General features: G+C 33.7%; 10 protein-coding genes. 5 read left to right on the forward strand and 5 right to left on the reverse strand.

The features are described 5' to 3' along the window. Window positions 1-19 precede the first annotated feature (19 nt). Together FLACOL7796_RS05890 and FLACOL7796_RS05895 are read left to right on the forward strand one after the other, a co-directional pair. Window positions 20-1432 (forward strand): sensor histidine kinase, encoded by a 1413-nt coding sequence (locus FLACOL7796_RS05890; RefSeq protein ID WP_173969901.1) that lies wholly within the window; start codon window positions 20-22, stop codon window positions 1430-1432. Between the two features lies 1 nt (window position 1433). Beyond that, window positions 1434-1817 carry a response regulator gene (locus tag FLACOL7796_RS05895; protein ID WP_173969902.1) on the forward strand — a complete coding sequence of 128 codons (384 nt, stop codon included), beginning with the start codon at window positions 1434-1436 and terminating at the stop codon, window positions 1815-1817. Window positions 1818-1825: 8 nt separating this feature from the next. On the opposite strand, the gene FLACOL7796_RS05900 is transcribed toward FLACOL7796_RS05895, so the two are convergent. After that, complete coding sequence (locus tag FLACOL7796_RS05900) at window positions 1826-3274, reverse strand: C40 family peptidase (protein ID WP_173969903.1); 1449 nt, start codon at window positions 3272-3274, stop codon at window positions 1826-1828. Between the two features lie 422 nt (window positions 3275-3696). Here FLACOL7796_RS05900 and FLACOL7796_RS05905 point away from each other — a divergent pair, with 422 nt between their 5' ends. Beyond that, complete coding sequence (locus FLACOL7796_RS05905) at window positions 3697-5079, forward strand: Kelch repeat-containing protein (RefSeq protein ID WP_173969904.1); 1383 nt, start codon at window positions 3697-3699, stop codon at window positions 5077-5079. A 186-nt stretch (window positions 5080-5265) separates the two neighbouring features. Here the strand turns inward: FLACOL7796_RS05905 and FLACOL7796_RS05910 are convergent, their stop codons facing one another. Both FLACOL7796_RS05910 and FLACOL7796_RS05915 read right to left on the reverse strand, forming a co-directional pair. Continuing rightward, on the reverse strand, window positions 5266-7530 hold the full coding sequence (locus FLACOL7796_RS05910; RefSeq protein WP_173969905.1) for an aconitate hydratase: 2265 nt from the start codon (window positions 7528-7530) through the stop codon (window positions 5266-5268). 129 nt (window positions 7531-7659) lie between these two features. Continuing rightward, window positions 7660-10431 carry a bifunctional aconitate hydratase 2/2-methylisocitrate dehydratase gene (locus FLACOL7796_RS05915; protein ID WP_173969906.1) on the reverse strand — a complete coding sequence of 924 codons (2772 nt, stop codon included), beginning with the start codon at window positions 10429-10431 and terminating at the stop codon, window positions 7660-7662. A gap of 445 nt (window positions 10432-10876) precedes the next feature. Here FLACOL7796_RS05915 and FLACOL7796_RS05920 point away from each other — a divergent pair, with 445 nt between their 5' ends. Both FLACOL7796_RS05920 and xrtN read left to right on the forward strand, forming a co-directional pair. Further along, on the forward strand, window positions 10877-13369 hold the full coding sequence (locus tag FLACOL7796_RS05920; RefSeq protein ID WP_173969907.1) for an XrtN system VIT domain-containing protein: 2493 nt from the start codon (window positions 10877-10879) through the stop codon (window positions 13367-13369). Beyond that, window positions 13369-14613 carry an exosortase N gene (gene xrtN, locus FLACOL7796_RS05925; RefSeq protein WP_173969908.1) on the forward strand — a complete coding sequence of 415 codons (1245 nt, stop codon included), beginning with the start codon at window positions 13369-13371 and terminating at the stop codon, window positions 14611-14613. Before FLACOL7796_RS05920 ends, xrtN begins: the two co-directional genes overlap by 1 nt. Before the next feature lie 51 nt (window positions 14614-14664). Here xrtN and FLACOL7796_RS05930 read toward each other — a convergent pair whose 3' ends face one another. Together FLACOL7796_RS05930 and FLACOL7796_RS05935 are read right to left on the reverse strand one after the other, a co-directional pair. Beyond that, complete coding sequence (locus tag FLACOL7796_RS05930; protein ID WP_173969909.1) at window positions 14665-15618, reverse strand: AAA family ATPase; 954 nt, start codon at window positions 15616-15618, stop codon at window positions 14665-14667. A 78-nt stretch (window positions 15619-15696) separates the two neighbouring features. After that, window positions 15697-17124 (reverse strand): peptidylprolyl isomerase, encoded by a 1428-nt coding sequence (locus FLACOL7796_RS05935; RefSeq protein WP_173969910.1) that lies wholly within the window; start codon window positions 17122-17124, stop codon window positions 15697-15699. Window positions 17125-17550 lie beyond the last annotated feature (426 nt).

Here is a 17550-nt window from a genome sequence, read left to right on the forward strand (position 1 = left end):
ACCTACTAATCCGAAAATTATGTCTAAGAGTCCTTTTTTTAAGAACATACGTTTCCCTAATGTTTTTGTTCTGCTTGTAATTGTATTTGTATCCTGCGCCTTACTTATCTGCATCAATTTTTTTACGATAAAAATATTATCTGCTAACCGCGCGTATGCCAATGGAGAATCGCATTACTCAAAAGGACAAAAAGACGCTTCCAGACACCTCATCACTTATCTTTATACTAAAGATCAGAATCAGTGGAAATTATATTTAGAAGAATTAGAAGTTCCGCAGGCCGATGGTATTGCCCGAAAAACACTTTTAAAAGTGGGCGATAACAAAGTCGCCAGAGAAGGATTTTTAATTGGCCGAAACCATAAGGATGATTTAGATGATCTTGTTTGGCTTTTTGTCAATTTTCAGCAAGTATCTTTTTTAGCAAAAGCTATTGACGAATGGGGTCAGGGCGACGAACTTATCTTTAAATTATTTATCGTAGGTCAGGAAATAAATGCCCAGATAAAATATAATTTATTAACTCCGGAGAGTCAGAAAAAATTTTTAGACCGAATTAGTGTAATCAGCGATAAACTTACCATTAACGAACGTAATTTCTCTAACACTTTAGGCGAAGGAACACGCAAAATCAAAAACTTACTGATTATTACCAATATTGTTTTTATTCTAATTATTGTATTAAGTGTATGCTCCTATTATTCTATAATGGTAAAACGATTGCTTGTTTCTAAAAAAGAGATTGAGGTTAAAAATGAAAATCTGATTATAGTAAATCGCGAATTAGACCGATTTGTTTATAGCGCTTCGCATGATTTGAGGTCTCCCATAACATCATTAAAGGGGTTAATAGAAATTACGCAATTAGAAGATGATATTGACCAGATAAGAACTTATTTAGGTCTTATGCACAAAAGCCTGACAAAACAAGATCAGTTTATAATCGATATTATAGATTACTCTAAAAACAAGCGAAAACAAGTTGTTATGGAACCTGTAAGTTTGCAGGAATTATTTAATGAAGCTATCTCGCAATTAATGCATATCGAAAACGCTAACAGAATCACTTTTACTCAGGAATTGCAAGTCGATCAAATTCAGAGTGACGGATTGCGCTTAAAAATTATTATTTCAAATTTACTTTCGAACGCCATAAAATATGCCGACATCAACAAAAAAGAAATGTTTATCAGCGTTAAAACATACTTCGATGAAGGTTATAATAAAATAGAGGTAAGCGATAACGGAATTGGAATTAAAGAGGAATATAAGGATAATATTTTCGAAATGTACTTTGGCACAAATAAAAACAAAGGTTCCGGATTAGGACTTTATATTGTAAAAGAAGCGGTAGAAAACATACAGGGAAATATTTCGGTATTTTCTGAAAGTACTATTGGAAGCAAATTCGTTGTAACAATACCTAATTAGTATGCAACTGAAACCTGTATTTCTGGTAATTGAGGACAATTTAATTGATCAGCTTGTGATTACTCAATTATTAACTAAGGGAATGCAGATTGAGCAAATTGTAATTGCCAATAATGGTAAAGAGGGAATTGAGTGGCTTACCACTCAAAAAAAGAATCAATCTCTAATTATTTTATTAGACATACAAATGCCAATAATGAATGGGTTTGAATTCCTGGATGCTTTTCATAAACTAAATAAGGAGATCAAGAAAGAAACTCAAATTTATGTTCTTTCATCAACCTTAGATCCTGAAGAACTTGAGCACATTAATAAAAATGATGATGTCTCAGGATTTTTAAACAAACCTTTTCCGATTGAGGAATTTAAAAGAAAATTTAGCTGAAATTTTACTTATTGTAAAATGCGGTTTACCTGTGAGAAGGATCTTTGATAATATGGTTCCTTTGTCGAAGAAATTATCACACCGCCATGAGTTGAAGAATGTACAAATTTAATTTCTCCGTCAGCAACTTCAACTACCATTCCTACGTGGTTAATATGGCGTCTTCCGTTTGTTTTAAAGAAAATTAAATCTCCTTTTTGAGCTTCTTCTGTCCCGACTTTTACGCCAACACGAGATTGCTCTATAGAACTTCTTGGTAATTTTATGTCGAAATTGTTAAACGTGCAAATCATTAATCCTGAACAATCAAAACCAGCTTTTGTGGTTCCTCCCGATCTGTAACGCGTTCCTATGTTTTCGGTTGCATTTACAATTAACTGATTTACTAAATCAGAGTGATTGCTTACTCTAAATACCGTAGTGGTATCTCTTTTAACTTCTGAATTATCAGCTACCTGAGTTGGCGTTGACAAGTTAGTATTGATTTCCGGAGTGGTTGTTATACCTGCGGCTGCATCAGCCTTTTCTTTTGTAGTATGAATTTTTAATACGTAACCTACAGGCAATTTACCTTTGATAAACGGGTTTTGCTTTTCTAGTTCCTTAACCGTTATTCCGTATTTTTTAGCAATCGCAAATTTTGTTTCTTTGGGCTGTACCTCAACTACTACTTCAACATCTGACGTTGCAGGAATAATTTCTGGTTTTGCAGCTTCTGTATTTTGAGTTGTCTTTTCTGAAGTTGCGACAGCATTTTCTGTAACCTGAGTTTGAGATGCAATAGCCGCATCTTTGATTTGCTGATCGGCTTTTTCTTTTGAAGTTCTAATTTTTAGAAGATAACCTACCGGCAACTTTCCTTTTATAAATGGGTTCTGCCTCTCTAATTCTGCTACCGTTATTCCGTATTTTTTGGCAATAAGATATTTTGTTTCTTTTGGCTTGACCTCAACCACCACTTCTACATCTGTCGAAGCAATTATTTCCGGTTTTTCGGTTTTCTGATTTTTCTTGGTATTATCTGTCGATGCAATCGCATTAGACGGAATATTAAGTTTCTGTCCTATTTTTAAATCTTCACTTTCGAGTGTTGGATTTGCTTTTTTCAGATCGTCAACAGAGATATTGTATTTTTTGGAGATTGCCCAAAGATTTTCTTTTTCCTGTACTTCGTGCTGGCCTGAATTTGATGTTGCTGCAGGAGTTGTATTGGCAGCGATTTCAGTTTTCTTTACAGTATTCTTTTTGTCCGTATTCGGTATTAAGAGCACCGAATTTAATTTTAAAACTTTAGGAGCATTAGGGTTGGCGTCTTCAATGTCTTTCGTTTTGACACCATATTTTTTAGCAATTACAGATAGGTTTTCTCCTTTTGATATTTTGTGCTTGATAAACTTTTCCTGAGAAAAAACACCGACACTGAAAAAAAAAAATACTATAATTAATCTAAAAACCATACCTATTAAAGTTTAATGAATACTTTGTTAAGTTAAGACAATATTTAAACTCAAAAAAAGCAAATATATTACCTAAAAGGCGAATTTAACTTTTTAATGTAAAAGATACACGTTTTTTAACAACTAATTTACCCTGAATTAAACATCTTAGAATGAAAATTACGCCAACTCTTTGAAATCAGGCTTTTTATAAATAAATGATTTTATTTCAGGAAAAGTCTGTTTCGGGATAAAAATAGAATAAAAAATTTCTAATCTCAAAATAAGTTCTTGTCTATAACTGATCCATTTTTCTCCCTGATTTATCAGAAATTGAATTATTTTTCTTTCAAGCAAGACTCTCGGCATAAAAATTGTGCGAATATTTTTCAGAATACCATTTTTATTTCTTGACCAAAAACTAAACTTAATCTGAAAACAACGTGAAAAAACTATTACTCTTTCTTATTTTTTTTCCTTTATTATCTATTGCTCAAAACATCAACGGAACTGTAGTTTCGACAAACACAAATCTTCCTCTTGAAAATACGAATGTGTTTGCTTTATCCAGCAAAGTCGGAACAATATCGGATGCAAATGGTAAATTCTCTTTACAACTTCTTGCAAAATACAATAGCGATGAAATATTAGAATTTTCGCATATTGGTTATACTACCAAAAGAATTTCTTTGAGCTATTTCATAAAGCAAAACTTTATCGTTTCGCTCGAAGAAAATATTGAAAATTTATCAGAAGTAATTATTGCTGGTGACCACAAATTACAATCCAAGCTTTCGTATACTAAACTGACTTCTTCAAAACATCTTATCTTTTCATTTGGGTCTATCTTGCAAGATGACAAAATTTATATTAGTGGCGGAGATGCTTATCCTGAAATCAACCACCTCGAAAAAGCGCGAGCAGAAAAAGCCGATATGGATATGGTGAAATTTTTAAGTGAAGCGCAATACACTTCTGCTAAACGACATTATAAACAAGACCTTTGTATATATGACATTAAAACTGACACATGGGAAATTTCGAAATTAAAACTTCAAAACAGGGCTTATCATAACATTCATTTTTATAAAAATTCGATTTATATCCTAGGCGGAAAAAAAATGTTTGTCAATAAAATCAGCAGTTGGGAGTATTTGCAAGATAAAATTGAAGTTTTAGATCTGGAGAAACAAACTATTAAAATAGACAATACAAATCCGCATCAGGCTGCTGATTTTGCTTCTTTTACCTATAAAGATAATATTGTTGTAATGGGAGGTTCTGTAAAAGCTACTGAAGCTGGCGTAAAAGAGTTTACTGATAAAGTACACTTATATAATATCTCTTCTGGTTATTGGTACGAACTTGCACATATGCCAACAGCAAAAGAAACTACGGGAGTTTTGGTTGATGATAAAATTTATCTCATTGGCGGCAACAACGGAAAACCAATTTCTCAAATAGAAAGCTTTGATTTAGTAACAGAAAAATGGCAAACGGAAGGAGAATTATTCTCTCCGTTAGAAAGACCTGCCATAACGTATCATGATAATATTATTTACTTTTTTGAGGATCAAAAAATGTACGTTTATAACTTAAAAACAAAACAATTAAAAGAATATGAAATTGAATTACCAATGAAATATTCTGCTATGCATTATTACAACAATAAGTTATATATTCTAGGTGGTCGTATTGATAACAGCTTTTCTAAATTACCTTCTTCGAAAGTATTTAGTATTGACATCAATGAATTTGAGATTACAAAACCTACCAGATCGAGGAATTTATCACAAGAAACAACTGTAGCAAAAAGACAAGATTAGGAAATCTGAAAACAAAATCTCTTTTTGAAAACGAGTGCCCTAGCCCAGATAGAAGCGGCATTCTTTTATTTTTTTTCTTAAAAAAAATAAAAGATATAGCGGATAGCTGGATTAGCTCCTAAACAACAATAAAAAAACGCCCTGTTTTCACAGAGCGTTTTTTAGTATAATTGAAATCTTAAATGATTAAGCTTTTCCGGCAGCAATTAAGTTTAATGCTGAACCTGCAACGAACCAGCCAATCTGACCTGCGTTATAAGTATGGTTTGCCAGAATGATATCTTTTGTACCATTTGCATGAACGAATTCTAACGTTAATGGTTTTCCCGGAGCAAACTCGGTTAAATCAGTAAAGTTGATGGTATCGTCTTCCTGAATTTTATCGTAATCAGCTTCGTTAGCGAATGTCAATCCTAAAAGTCCTTGTTTTTTAAGGTTTGTTTCGTGAATACGGGCAAAAGATTTTACCAATACGGCTTTAACACCCAAGAAACGTGGCTCCATTGCAGCATGCTCACGAGATGAACCTTCGCCATAATTGTGATCCCCCACAACGATAGACGGAACTCCAGCTGCTTTGTATGCACGTGCTACAGCAGGAACAGCGTCGTAAGTACCTGTTAATTGATTTTTAACTGAGTTTGTTTTTTGGTTGAATGCATTTACGGCACCAATCAACATATTGTTTGAAATATTATCTAAGTGTCCGCGGAAACGTAACCATGGTCCGGCCATAGAAATATGATCTGTTGTACATTTTCCGAATGCTTTGATTAATAATTTTGCACCAGTAATGTTTTTACCATCCCACGCATCAAACGGAGCTAATAATTGTAAACGCTCTGATGTTGGACTCACTACTACCTGAACTCCTGAACCGTCTTCAGCAGGAACCTGGAATCCCGGATCTTTTACATCAAATCCTCTTGGAGGCAATTCGTCTCCTGTTGGCGCTTCTAGTCTTACTTCTTCTCCATCTTCGTTGATTAACGTATCTGTTAAAGGATTAAAACCAAGATCTCCCGCAATAGCCATAGCGGTAACCAATTCTGGCGAACCTACGAAAGCTAAAGTATTTGGGTTACCATCTGCACGTTTTGAGAAGTTACGGTTGAAAGAGTGAACAATTGTATTTCTTTCTTCTTTCTCTGCTCCATCTCTGTCCCACATACCAATACATGGTCCGCAGGCATTAGCAAAAACAGTTGCTCCAATTTTTTCGAAAGTATCGATAAATCCGTCTCTTTCGATGGTATAACGAACAACTTCTGAACCCGGAGTAATAGTAAACTGAGATTTAGTTTTTAAGTTTTTAGCGCTTACTTGTCTTGCCAAAGAAGCTGCACGCGAAATATCTTCGTAAGAAGAGTTGGTACAAGAACCAATTAAACCAACCTGAATTTGTAGAGGCCAGTTGTTTTTGATGGCTGTTTCTTTCATTTTAGAAATTGGAGTCGCTAAATCCGGCGTAAAAGGTCCGTTTAAGTGTGGCTCTAATTCTGTTAAGTTGATTTCGATAACCTGATCAAAATATTGTTCCGGGTTAGCGTAAACTTCCGGATCTCCAGTTAAGTAAGAAGCTACTTTATCTGCAGCATCGGCAACATCGGCTCTGTTTGTAGAACGCAGGTAACGACTCATAGAATCATCATAACCAAAAGTTGAAGTTGTAGCTCCAATCTCTGCACCCATATTACAAATTGTTCCTTTACCGGTACAAGACATAGAGGTTGCACCTTCTCCAAAATATTCAACGATTGCACCAGTTCCTCCTTTTACAGTAAGAATACCGGCCACTTTAAGGATAACATCTTTAGGAGCTGTCCATCCTGATAATTTACCAGTTAGTTTAACTCCAATTAATTTAGGGAATTTCAATTCCCAAGCCATACCAGACATGACATCTACAGCATCGGCCCCACCAACACCAATAGCTACCATTCCTAAACCACCTGCATTTACAGTGTGAGAATCGGTACCAATCATCATTCCGCCAGGGAAAGCATAATTTTCAAGTACTACCTGGTGAATAATCCCTGCTCCTGGTTTCCAGAAACCTATTCCATATTTATTAGAAACTGACGACAAGAAGTCGAAAACTTCGTTACTTTGTGTTTTTGCTCGCGCTAAATCTGTTGCGGCATCAACTTTTGCCTGAATTAAGTGATCGCAGTGAACCGTTGTTGGTACTGCTACCTTAGCTTTTCCGGCGTGCATAAATTGCAATAATGCCATTTGAGCAGTTGCATCCTGACATGCGACACGATCGGGCGCAAAATCAACATAATCTACTCCTCTGCCAAACGCCTGAGTTGGTTTCCCGTCCCAAAGGTGATTGTATAAAATTTTCTCTGTCAATGTAAGTGGACGACCAACAATCTCGCGTGCTTTATCAACACGATCCGGCATGTTCTCATACACTTTTTTAATCATTTCAATATCAAAAGCCATAAGTATAATTGTTTTTGTTTTTTATATTTTGAACATACCAAGTTACAAAAAATAGAGGAGCCAGAAAAGAAAAAGCCTGAGTTTATCGACTCAGGCTTTTTATATATAATGATTATAACTAATCGTAAATTACATTACTAATAGTTTATGAGAAGGTGCAAACCTTGTTAAGCTAATACCATCTACTGCGGCAATATATTCAGCAAGTGTAGGAGTTCTTCCTAAAATTGTAGATAAAACTACTACCGGCGTAGAAGAAAGTAGTGATTCTCCTTTTTTACCTTCAGTATCTTCTACAACTCTTCCCTGGAAAAGACGTGTTGAAGTTGCCATTACAGTATCTCCTTTTGCTGCTTTTTCCTGGTTACCCATACAAAGGTTACATCCTGGACGCTCTAAGTACAACATATTCTCATATTCAGTACGTGCAGCTCCTTTTGGTGCAGCATCGTTGAATTCGAAACCTGAGTATTTTTGTAAAACTTCCCAATCACCTTCGGCTTTAAGTTCGTCTACAATATTATATGTAGGTGGCGCAACTACAAGTGGCGCTTTGAACTCAACTTTACCGTGAAGATCCTCGATATTTTTAAGCATTTGAGCTAAAATCTTCATATCTCCTTTGTGTACCATACAAGAACCAATAAATCCTAGATCTACTTTTTTCTCTCCTCCGTAGAAAGAAAGAGGTCTGATCGTATCGTGAGTATATCTTTTAGAAACATCCACATTGTTTACATCCGGGTCAGCGATCATAGGCTCGATAATCTGATCAAGATCAACTACAACTTCAGCATAATACTTCGCATTTGCATCTGGAGTAAGGGCTGGTTTTTCAGCTGATTTAATCTCTGTGATTCTCTTATCTGCTTTATTGATCAATCCTTGAAGAACTTGTTTTTCATTGTCCATTCCTTTGTCGATCATGATCTGGATTCTACCTTTTGCAATCTCTAAAGATTCAATCAAAGTATCATCTTCAGAAATACAGATAGAAGCTTTTGCTTTCATCTCTGCAGTCCAGTCTGTAAATGTAAATGCCTGGTCAGCAGTAAGAGTTCCAATGTGAACCTCGATAATTCTACCTTGGAATACATTTTCTCCACCAAACTTTTTAAGCATTTGCGCTTGTGTAGCATGAACCACATCACGGAAGTCCATGTAATCTTTCATTTCTCCTTTGAAAGTTACTTTTACAGATTCAGGAATTGGCATTGAAGCCTCTCCTGTAGCCAATGCAAGAGCAACTGTTCCTGAGTCAGCCCCAAAAGCAACACCTTTTGACATTCTTGTATGAGAGTCACCACCAATAATGATCGCCCACTCATCAATTGTAATATCGTTAAGTACTTTATGAATTACATCGGTCATTGCGTGGTAAACTCCTTTAGGATCACGAGCAGTAATTAAACCGAAATCATTCATGAATTTCATCAATTTTGGAATATTAGCCTGCGCTTTTTTATCCCATACTGAAGCGGTGTGACATCCTGATTGGTAAGCACCATCAACAATTGGCGAAATTACCGTAGCTGCCATAGATTCTAATTCCTGAGCAGTCATAAGACCAGTCGTATCCTGAGAACCTACAATGTTTACTTCTACACGAACATCTGAACCTGCGTGTAAAACTTTACCCGGAGATATACCAACAGCGTTTCTGTTAAAGATTTTCTCTACAGCTGTAAGTCCTTGTCCTTCAACAGAAATTTCTTTTGACGGAGCAAATACAAGAGGAGCTTCGATATCTAAAATTTTAGCTGCTAATGTCTGAAGCTTTTTACCAAATACAATTGCATATGATCCTCCAGCTTTTATAAATTCCATTTTCTGTGGCGTGAATGCCTTAGAAATGTCAATTAATTCTTTATCACCATTATAAAGCTTCTTAGTTTTTGTATTGATCGTTAATACAGTACCAGTAGCAACAGAGTATGCTTCTTCTAAGATTGGCTCATTGTTTTCATTACGAATAATGTTTCCTTCTGAGTCAAGTTTTTTTACCCAGTTTTTAAGGTCTAAACCAATACCACCTGTAACATCAACAGTTGTCAGGAAAATTGGAGAAATTCCGTTTGTTCCTGCAACGATTGGAGCAATATTAATAAACGGAACATATGGACTTGCTTGTTTACCTGTCCAAAGCGCTACGTTATTTACTCCTGACATTCTGGATGAACCTACACCCATAGTCCCTTTTTCAGCAATCAACATAACGCTAGCGTCAGGATGTTTTGCCTGTAATGCTTTGATTTCCTCTTGTGCCTGAGGAGTAATCATACATTTACCATGAAGTTCACGGTCAGAACGTGAGTGCGCCTGATTACCCGGAGAAAGTAAATCTGTAGAAATGTCTCCTTCACCAGCGATATAAGTAACTACTTTAATTTCTTCAACTACTTCTGGCAGTTTTGTAAAAAACTCTGCCTGAGCGTAACTTTTAATAATATCTATAGCAATCGGATTGCCTTCTTTAAATGCTTCTTTTAAGCGATCTGTGTCTGCCTCATAAAGGTAAACTTGTGACTTAAGTACATTTGCAGCTTCTTTTGCAATAGAGGTATGATCACCAAGTGCTAAATCTAAAAGCACTCTGATTGAAGATCCACCTTTCATATGCGATAATAGCTCAAAAGCAAATGCAGGAGTTATTTCTTTTACTTCGAATTCACCGAGAATAATTTCCTTTAAAAATTGAGATTTCACACCAGCGGCACTAGTGGTTCCCGGTACAACATTATAAATAAAAAAGTTAAGAGAATCTTCTCTGTACTCGTTATTCACATCTTTAATTTGTTCAATGATTTCGCTTAATAATTCAGCTCCATCAATTGGTTTCGGGTTAAGCCCTTGACCTTTTCGTTCTTCAATCTCTTGGATGTAATCCTGATAAATATTCATAATAAAAGTCTTTTCTAGGTATTTTATTTTTTTTGTACGCAAATTTAGGTATTAAAGCCGACAATTAAAAAAAATATAATAGAAGTCGCCTTTTCAAAAATTATTATTGCTAAAAAACGATTTTCACTGCTTGTTTTTGTCAAAATATCAATTTTGAATAAAAAAAATAAATAATTGATATTTTAAAATCTTTTCTTTAACAAAGTCGGAATTTGCTGTTATAAATGAAGTCAGATTTTACCTCTATTTTAACGAAGAACGTTTCTAAATAAGCAATTATAACGATATAGTTACACTGCAAGACCTCTTTTTCTTCCCGATTTCTAGAAAATCCAATTCTTCAATATTCCATTTTTTTCCAGTTTAAAAAAAATGAAATAAAAAACTTGTAATTCAAATTCTTTTATAACTTTGTACTTCAAAGTACTTTTAAATAAATATAACTATGAAACACAAATCAAATAATTTAGAATATTATACTCAAAAACCGGGAGTAGGAATTAGTTTAATCGTAACACTGTTTAGCAGTATATTTTTAATCGGAGCTCTTCTCTCTAAAGAATCGGAATATAATAGCTATCAAGGAATTGCTTTCTTAAGTCTTATATGCGAATTTATATACGGAGTTGGTGTTTCTTTTATGCTTCTTAGAAACAAAGAAACTTACATTCACCTAGCCCCTTTCTTAATCCTGAACTGGCTTATTGGTTGCTTTTCTTTAAATGTTTTTATTCCTGTTTTTCAGGATCTTCCTATATGGGTCTACTTTACAACTGTGGCTTTTTGTGTCTCTAATTTTTTCATCTATAGCAATTCAGACGAAAGCAGAAGCACTTCGATTGCTTTTTTCATCAATGGCTTATCATTTTTGCTTATCTTATATTTCGCGATATACCTCATACCTATTATGCCATTCTCCTTTTTAGGAATTATAGCGCTAGGATTAGGATTTTATGGCTTAGTTCCTGCAATTGTCATTATTATACATACCATCACAATTCTTCGATACATTAATAGAGATAAAAATTATGTTGTTTCTTTTAGCGGAGGTATTTTAGTCGTAGTAATTAGCTTGATAGTCTTTACTGCAGGATTAAATATTGAAAGCAGAAAAATAAACCAATTTGGCCGAATAAATTCATTCGATCAAAATAGTGAGCTACCTTATTATATCTCGATTTCTCAGAATTTAAAACCTAATTTCTTCAATGAAATTCTGCTAAAAAAAGACCTCGTATATATTCCGCTTCACGATATATTTGATTTTAGAACTTTTGATTCCTTTGGCAGTAAACAATTTAATGAACGCAAAATTCACAATCCGTTTATATCTATCGCTTATTTGTTTTGTAAAGACCTTAATCTGGATAATGATGATAAAATAAACATTCTGAAATCAAACTTTGACAAACGATTAGAAACAGAAGAGCAATTATGGAGTGGTAAAGATTTATTCACCAAAACCATTAAAGAAGATGTGAAAATTTATCCGGAAACACGTTTGGCTTATACTGAAATTACAATGAATATTGCCTGCGAAAAAGATACACGTGGAGAAAAGGAGGCTATTTATTCTTTCCAATTGCCGGAAGGTTCTGTTGCAACATCTTTATCCTTGTGGGTAAACGGAATTGAACGAAAAGGAGTTTTGACTACGAAAGAAAAAGCTAAAGCGGCGTACAAACAAATTGTTGGTGTAGAATACCGCGATCCGTCATTAATGCAATGGAAAGAAGGAAACAAAGTTGTTGTGAGAGTTTTCCCGATTAACTATAAAACGCCACGTACTTTTAAATGCGGTTTTACAACTCCGTTAAAAGTAGAAGACAATCAAATGAAATACCAAAGTCTTTCTATAAAAGGCCCGAACATTTCTAATGCCGAAACTACATCGAGAATTCAAACTGTTGGAAATACAAAAATTGAAACCAGCAAAGATTTTGAACTGAACAAAGGATATTACATCAATCAATCGAAAGGATTAGATGATTGGGAAGCTTATATGCCATTAACGAAAGTTTCTAATTCATTTGCATGGAAAAATAAAATTTATGAAGTTAAGGATATTCAGAAAACAACTATTCCGTTTAAACCTTCAGAAATTATATTAGACTTAAACAGCAGCTGGACAACGAAACAAATAGAATCTTTTGTAGAATTAAACAAAACGAATCTGTTTGTTATTGTAAACGGAAAAAAGAAAGAGATCAATAAAGATAACTTTAAAGCCATCGAATTAGAGTTTGAAGATCTTCATTATTCGTTATTGCCTCTTTATGAAATTTCAAGAAACAGTTTAATCATTACCAAATGCGGTACGTTTTCTGCCAATTTTGAAGAACTTGAAGATTCTAATTATTTAAAGAAAATAAGAACAGAAACAAAGGACAGAAATTTAAAAGTAATTAATATTTCACCTGATATCAATCCGTTTTGGCAGACTGTAAAAGAACAGAAATATGTCGATTTTTTTCAGACGAGTTTAAAAAACAGTTTAGATCTTATTCATAAAAAGCAATTTGTTTTATTTAAGACAGACACCAATACGGTAAATATACCACCGGCGAATATTTCGATTACAGAAAGTCCGCAAACGAGTGCCATTAAAACCAATGGTCCGAATCATATTTACAGAATGTACGCTTTTGGAAAAGTATTAGAAGAGCAGGTTAAAATTCAGAATGATTCTTTGGTACAAAACCAATATGTAGATCTGGCCAAAGATGCCAATATTGTAACACCAATCTCTTCTTTAATTGTTCTTGAAACTGATGAAGATTATAAAAATAACGGGATTGAAAAAAATGTAGATACTTTAGGAAATGCCTCTATCAACAATGACGGCGCTGTTCCTGAACCACACGAATGGCTATTGATTATCCTGGGATCTACAATACTTTTCTTTTATTACAAAAAACACAAAAAGCAAACTATTTAATGAAGCTTCTATTTGAATACAAAAATGCAATTGCTATCCTGATTTTGATTTGCTTATTGGTATTAAACTCCACTATAGTGCTGTCGGGTCTTGATAGCAATCTTTTCGGGATTGTATTTTCGATCGTATTGTTTCTTATTGGGGGTAGAAAAACTTCATTTAATATGAACTACCCTCTTTTAGGATTAATAATTCTATTAGAATTTATAAGTTATCGTTTGCATACCAAATCTTTGCATTTTTTAGCGCTGTCCTTATTTGCATGTTTTTTATATTACAATCTTACCCGAAAATTCTCGTTCATTGCTTTTATCTGTATCTTTTTATTCTCCTCGATTTTCAATACGTTTTTTGATTACTTAACGGTCGAAATCAAGCAAACACTTTGCTACGGAGTTTACCTGACTTTAAAAAACTTCCTTCCGATTACTAAAATAGAAGGGGTTAATTTTTATATTAATAATGCAAAAATTACTATCGACACGGCTTGCATGGGATTGTCTATGTTTAAAACCGGATTACTCGTTGGGGCTTTTTTGTTGACTTTAGAAGAACGAAAACAACAAAAGCTTTTTAGCATTAAACAAATATTCCTGTTTTGCTGTATTATAATTGCGTTGAATGTTATCTCGAATTATTTCAGGATCATCACACTAATTTTATTAAACTGTACTCAGGAGAATACGCTTCATCATACTATCGGATTACTTTGTTTTATATTCTATCAAATTATCCCAATGTTGTTCTTCATTCGTTTCTTTAAACCTAAAAACGAAGAGACGACAATAGAAAAAACTTCTTCTTCTTTTATTTTCTTTCCTATAATACTAGGAAGTTTAATGCTACTGATAACTAGTTTAGAAATCAAAAAAGAACTGAAACATGATTTACTCGAAAAGTTAAATCCTGCTTATAATATTAAGAAGGGAAAATGGATTAATAATGAAGTTTTTAAAATCGCTACTCCTGAAAAGCTTATTTATATTAAAACTCCATCGCACAATCCTTTAATTTGCTGGACAGGAACTGGCTATAAAATTATAGAATCGAAACTCATTTCTTCAGACAATGAAAGAATATGGCAGGTCAAAATGGAGAAAAACAACATTCAGTATTTCTCGTATTGGTGGTATGAATGCGATGACAAAAAATACACGTCTGTTGTAGAAGTGCTTTTAATCAAACTTTTTTACAATAAATCTGTCCGACTCGTAAATGAAACCAGCATTACAAAATTGTTATAAAAAAAACCTGATCATAATGGATGATCAGGCTTTTTTTTATTTGATGACTTATTACATAAGCTTTTCGATAATAATTTCTTCTGTTATTCCTTCAGCGTCTGCTTTGTAGTTTTTAATAATTCTGTGGCGTAGTATTCCGGTTGCTACTGCTTTTACATCTTCAATATCCGGTGAAAATTTACCGTTAAAAGCTGCATGTGCTTTTGCTGCCAAAATTAAATTTTGAGATGCTCTTGGCCCTGCTCCCCAATCCAGATAATTCTTTACAAAATCATTTGACAATGCATTATCGGGACGCGTTTTACTTACCAAAGTTACCGCATATTCAATCACATTATCGGCTACAGGAATTCTACGAATCAAATGCTGAAAATCGATAATTTCCTGTGCGGTAAACAACGGATTAATCGTTGTTTTAGCATCAGATGTTGTACGTTTTACTACCTGAACTTCTTCTTGAAAAGTTGGATATTCTAATTTAATAGCAAACATAAAACGGTCTAATTGCGCTTCCGGCAAAGGATATGTTCCTTCCTGCTCAATTGGGTTTTGCGTTGCTAAAACAAAATAAGGCAAATCTAATTTGTAGTTTTGCCCTGCAATAGTAACGGAACGTTCCTGCATGGCCTCAAGTAAAGCTGCCTGCGTTTTTGGAGGTGTTCTGTTTATCTCATCTGCCAAAATGATATTCGAAAAAATTGGCCCTTTTATAAATTTAAAATGTCTGTTTTCATCCAGAATTTCACTTCCTAAAATATCAGACGGCATTAAATCCGGCGTAAACTGAATTCTCTTAAAATCTAAACCTAAAGCCTGAGACAAAGTATTTATCATTAAGGTTTTTGCCAATCCCGGAACACCAATTAAAAGAGCGTGTCCCCCTGAGAATATACACAGTAATATTTGATCTACAACTGCATCCTGGCCTACAATGATTTTTGCTATTTCGGTTTTTAATTCATTTCGCTTTTGAACTAAATTATGAATTGCTGCTACGTCAGACATTTAGATATGTTTTTAAAATTGAAAAGAGTTAGCTTTATGAATTCATAAAACTAACTCTTTTTATTTATTTAATAAAAATTATTTTTTCAACCAATTGTACACAAAGTTACAATCTCTGTACTCTCCAACAATTTTAATGTAAGTATCTTTTATTTTAGTATCAAACCACTTTGAAATCGTTGTGATTTGTTTTTCTTTTAATGCTAATTCTTTAATCTTAGTATAATCTTTAGCATAATCAGCAGTATGTGCGTCAATTCTATTGGTGATCGTAATTAACTTATACGTCTTTTTACCTTTATCATCTGTATTTAAAATTGGCTGAGAAACTTCGTTATCTTTTAGATTAGAAACCTGGCTGTATAACGTTGGATCCATTTTTGTCAACTCAAAACGTGTATCCTGAGTATTTGGGTTTACTAAAGTTCCACCGTTTGCTCTTGTTTCCTTTTCGTCAGATTCTGTTCTTGCAGCTTCAGCAAAAGTAATTTCTTTGTTTTCTATTTTATTTCTGATGTTCGTAATTCTTTCTTTAGCATCTTTCAATGCTGTTTCAGAAACTGTAGGTGCAATTAAAATATGACGTAATTCTACTTCCTGACCTTTTATTTTTTCTACCATAATAATATGATAACCAAAAATAGTTTTAAAAGGTTCTGAAATTTCTCCTTCTCCCAAACTAAAAGCAACGTCTTTAAATTCTTTTACGAACGGAGTTTTTCTGGTCATTTTATAAAAACCTCCATTTGGCGAAGATCCCGGATCCTGCGAATACAAAACTGCTTTTGTAGCAAAACTGGATCCTTCAAGAACATCTTTTCTAATAGCGTTTAATCTGTCCTTTACCTTTTGCTCGTCTTCTGCCGAAACTTTAGGTTCTACCACAATTTGGGCTACTTCCATTTCTGCTCCAAAAGTTGGTAATTCATCCTTTGGTATTTTCTTAAAGAAATTACGAACCTCTTCTGGAGTAATTTCTACGGCATCAACAATTTTCTTAGTCATTTCAGAAGCTAACTTTTGCTCTTTTAAGATGTCCGAAAAATAAGTTTTAAACTCTTCTACAGAATTTTTTTTATAATAAGCAACTACTTTATTGATGTCTCCTACTTGTTGAATCATATAATTCAATCGGTCATCCATCATACCTCTTATCTCTGCATCACTTACCACGATACTATCCTGAATCGCCTGGTGCGCGTATAATTTATCTTCTAAAAGTTTACCAAGCATCTGGCATCTTGTAATATCTTTTACAGAACCTCCCTGCGCAGTAATTTCTAAATATGCTTTATCAATATCTGAATCTAAAACAATATAATCTCCCACATTGGCAATAATACCGTCAATTTTTTGCTTCTGTCCAGATAATTGTAGTGGCTTCTGGATCACAGTATCTTTAATAATTTCCTGAGCCGAAATGATGGAGTTGAAAAAAAATAAAAAACACATTGTCAACACTAATTTGTAATCAATTGTTTTTAACTGTAATTTTTTTAATAACATTATTTTAAATTTAATTTGAATGTAAAGATCTTGCTTTAGAATTTCGTTTTAAACCACAATCACTTTAAATGTATTTCCCGGATATTGTATTGAAAATACTAAATAATTAAGACCTAGTTCTTTTTAACTTATAACGAACAAAAATAACAATTCAATTACATAATACAACTATCAGCAATACTATTAACAAAAAATTATAGGGATGATAGCTGAATTTCCCGCAGAGAAGTAGTTTCTATGAGATTAATCTCTTTAAAAAATGTCCGTAATCCTTGCCACGACGCTCACAAAGACAGATTTCCTTTAAAACTTTACAGAATTTAAAAGAAGGAACTTTTGCGCGAATAAAAAAAGTTATCAATACTACAACGTTTTCGTGATATAAATATTTTCCTATAAAAACGAACCAAATCAAAAAACATATAC

The organism is Flavobacterium bizetiae, from assembly GCF_902804475.1.
Taxonomy (GTDB): domain Bacteria; phylum Bacteroidota; class Bacteroidia; order Flavobacteriales; family Flavobacteriaceae; genus Flavobacterium; species Flavobacterium bizetiae.

Bases quoted from the DNA above. Each gene is read 5' to 3' on its own strand.
- FLACOL7796_RS05920 (WP_173969907.1), top strand. From the start codon at position 10,877: ATGAAACACAAATCAAATAATTTAGAATATTATACTCAAAAACCGGGA.
- FLACOL7796_RS05900 (WP_173969903.1), bottom strand. From the start codon at position 3,274: ATGGTTTTTAGATTAATTATAGTATTTTTTTTTTTCAGTGTCGGTGTT.
- FLACOL7796_RS05890 (WP_173969901.1), top strand. From the start codon at position 20: ATGTCTAAGAGTCCTTTTTTTAAGAACATACGTTTCCCTAATGTTTTT.
- FLACOL7796_RS05915 (WP_173969906.1), bottom strand. From the start codon at position 10,431: ATGAATATTTATCAGGATTACATCCAAGAGATTGAAGAACGAAAAGGT.
- FLACOL7796_RS05935 (WP_173969910.1), bottom strand. From the start codon at position 17,124: ATGTTATTAAAAAAATTACAGTTAAAAACAATTGATTACAAATTAGTG.
- FLACOL7796_RS05895 (WP_173969902.1), top strand. From the start codon at position 1,434: ATGCAACTGAAACCTGTATTTCTGGTAATTGAGGACAATTTAATTGAT.
- FLACOL7796_RS05930 (WP_173969909.1), bottom strand. From the start codon at position 15,618: ATGTCTGACGTAGCAGCAATTCATAATTTAGTTCAAAAGCGAAATGAA.
- xrtN (WP_173969908.1), top strand. From the start codon at position 13,369: ATGAAGCTTCTATTTGAATACAAAAATGCAATTGCTATCCTGATTTTG.
- FLACOL7796_RS05910 (WP_173969905.1), bottom strand. From the start codon at position 7,530: ATGGCTTTTGATATTGAAATGATTAAAAAAGTGTATGAGAACATGCCG.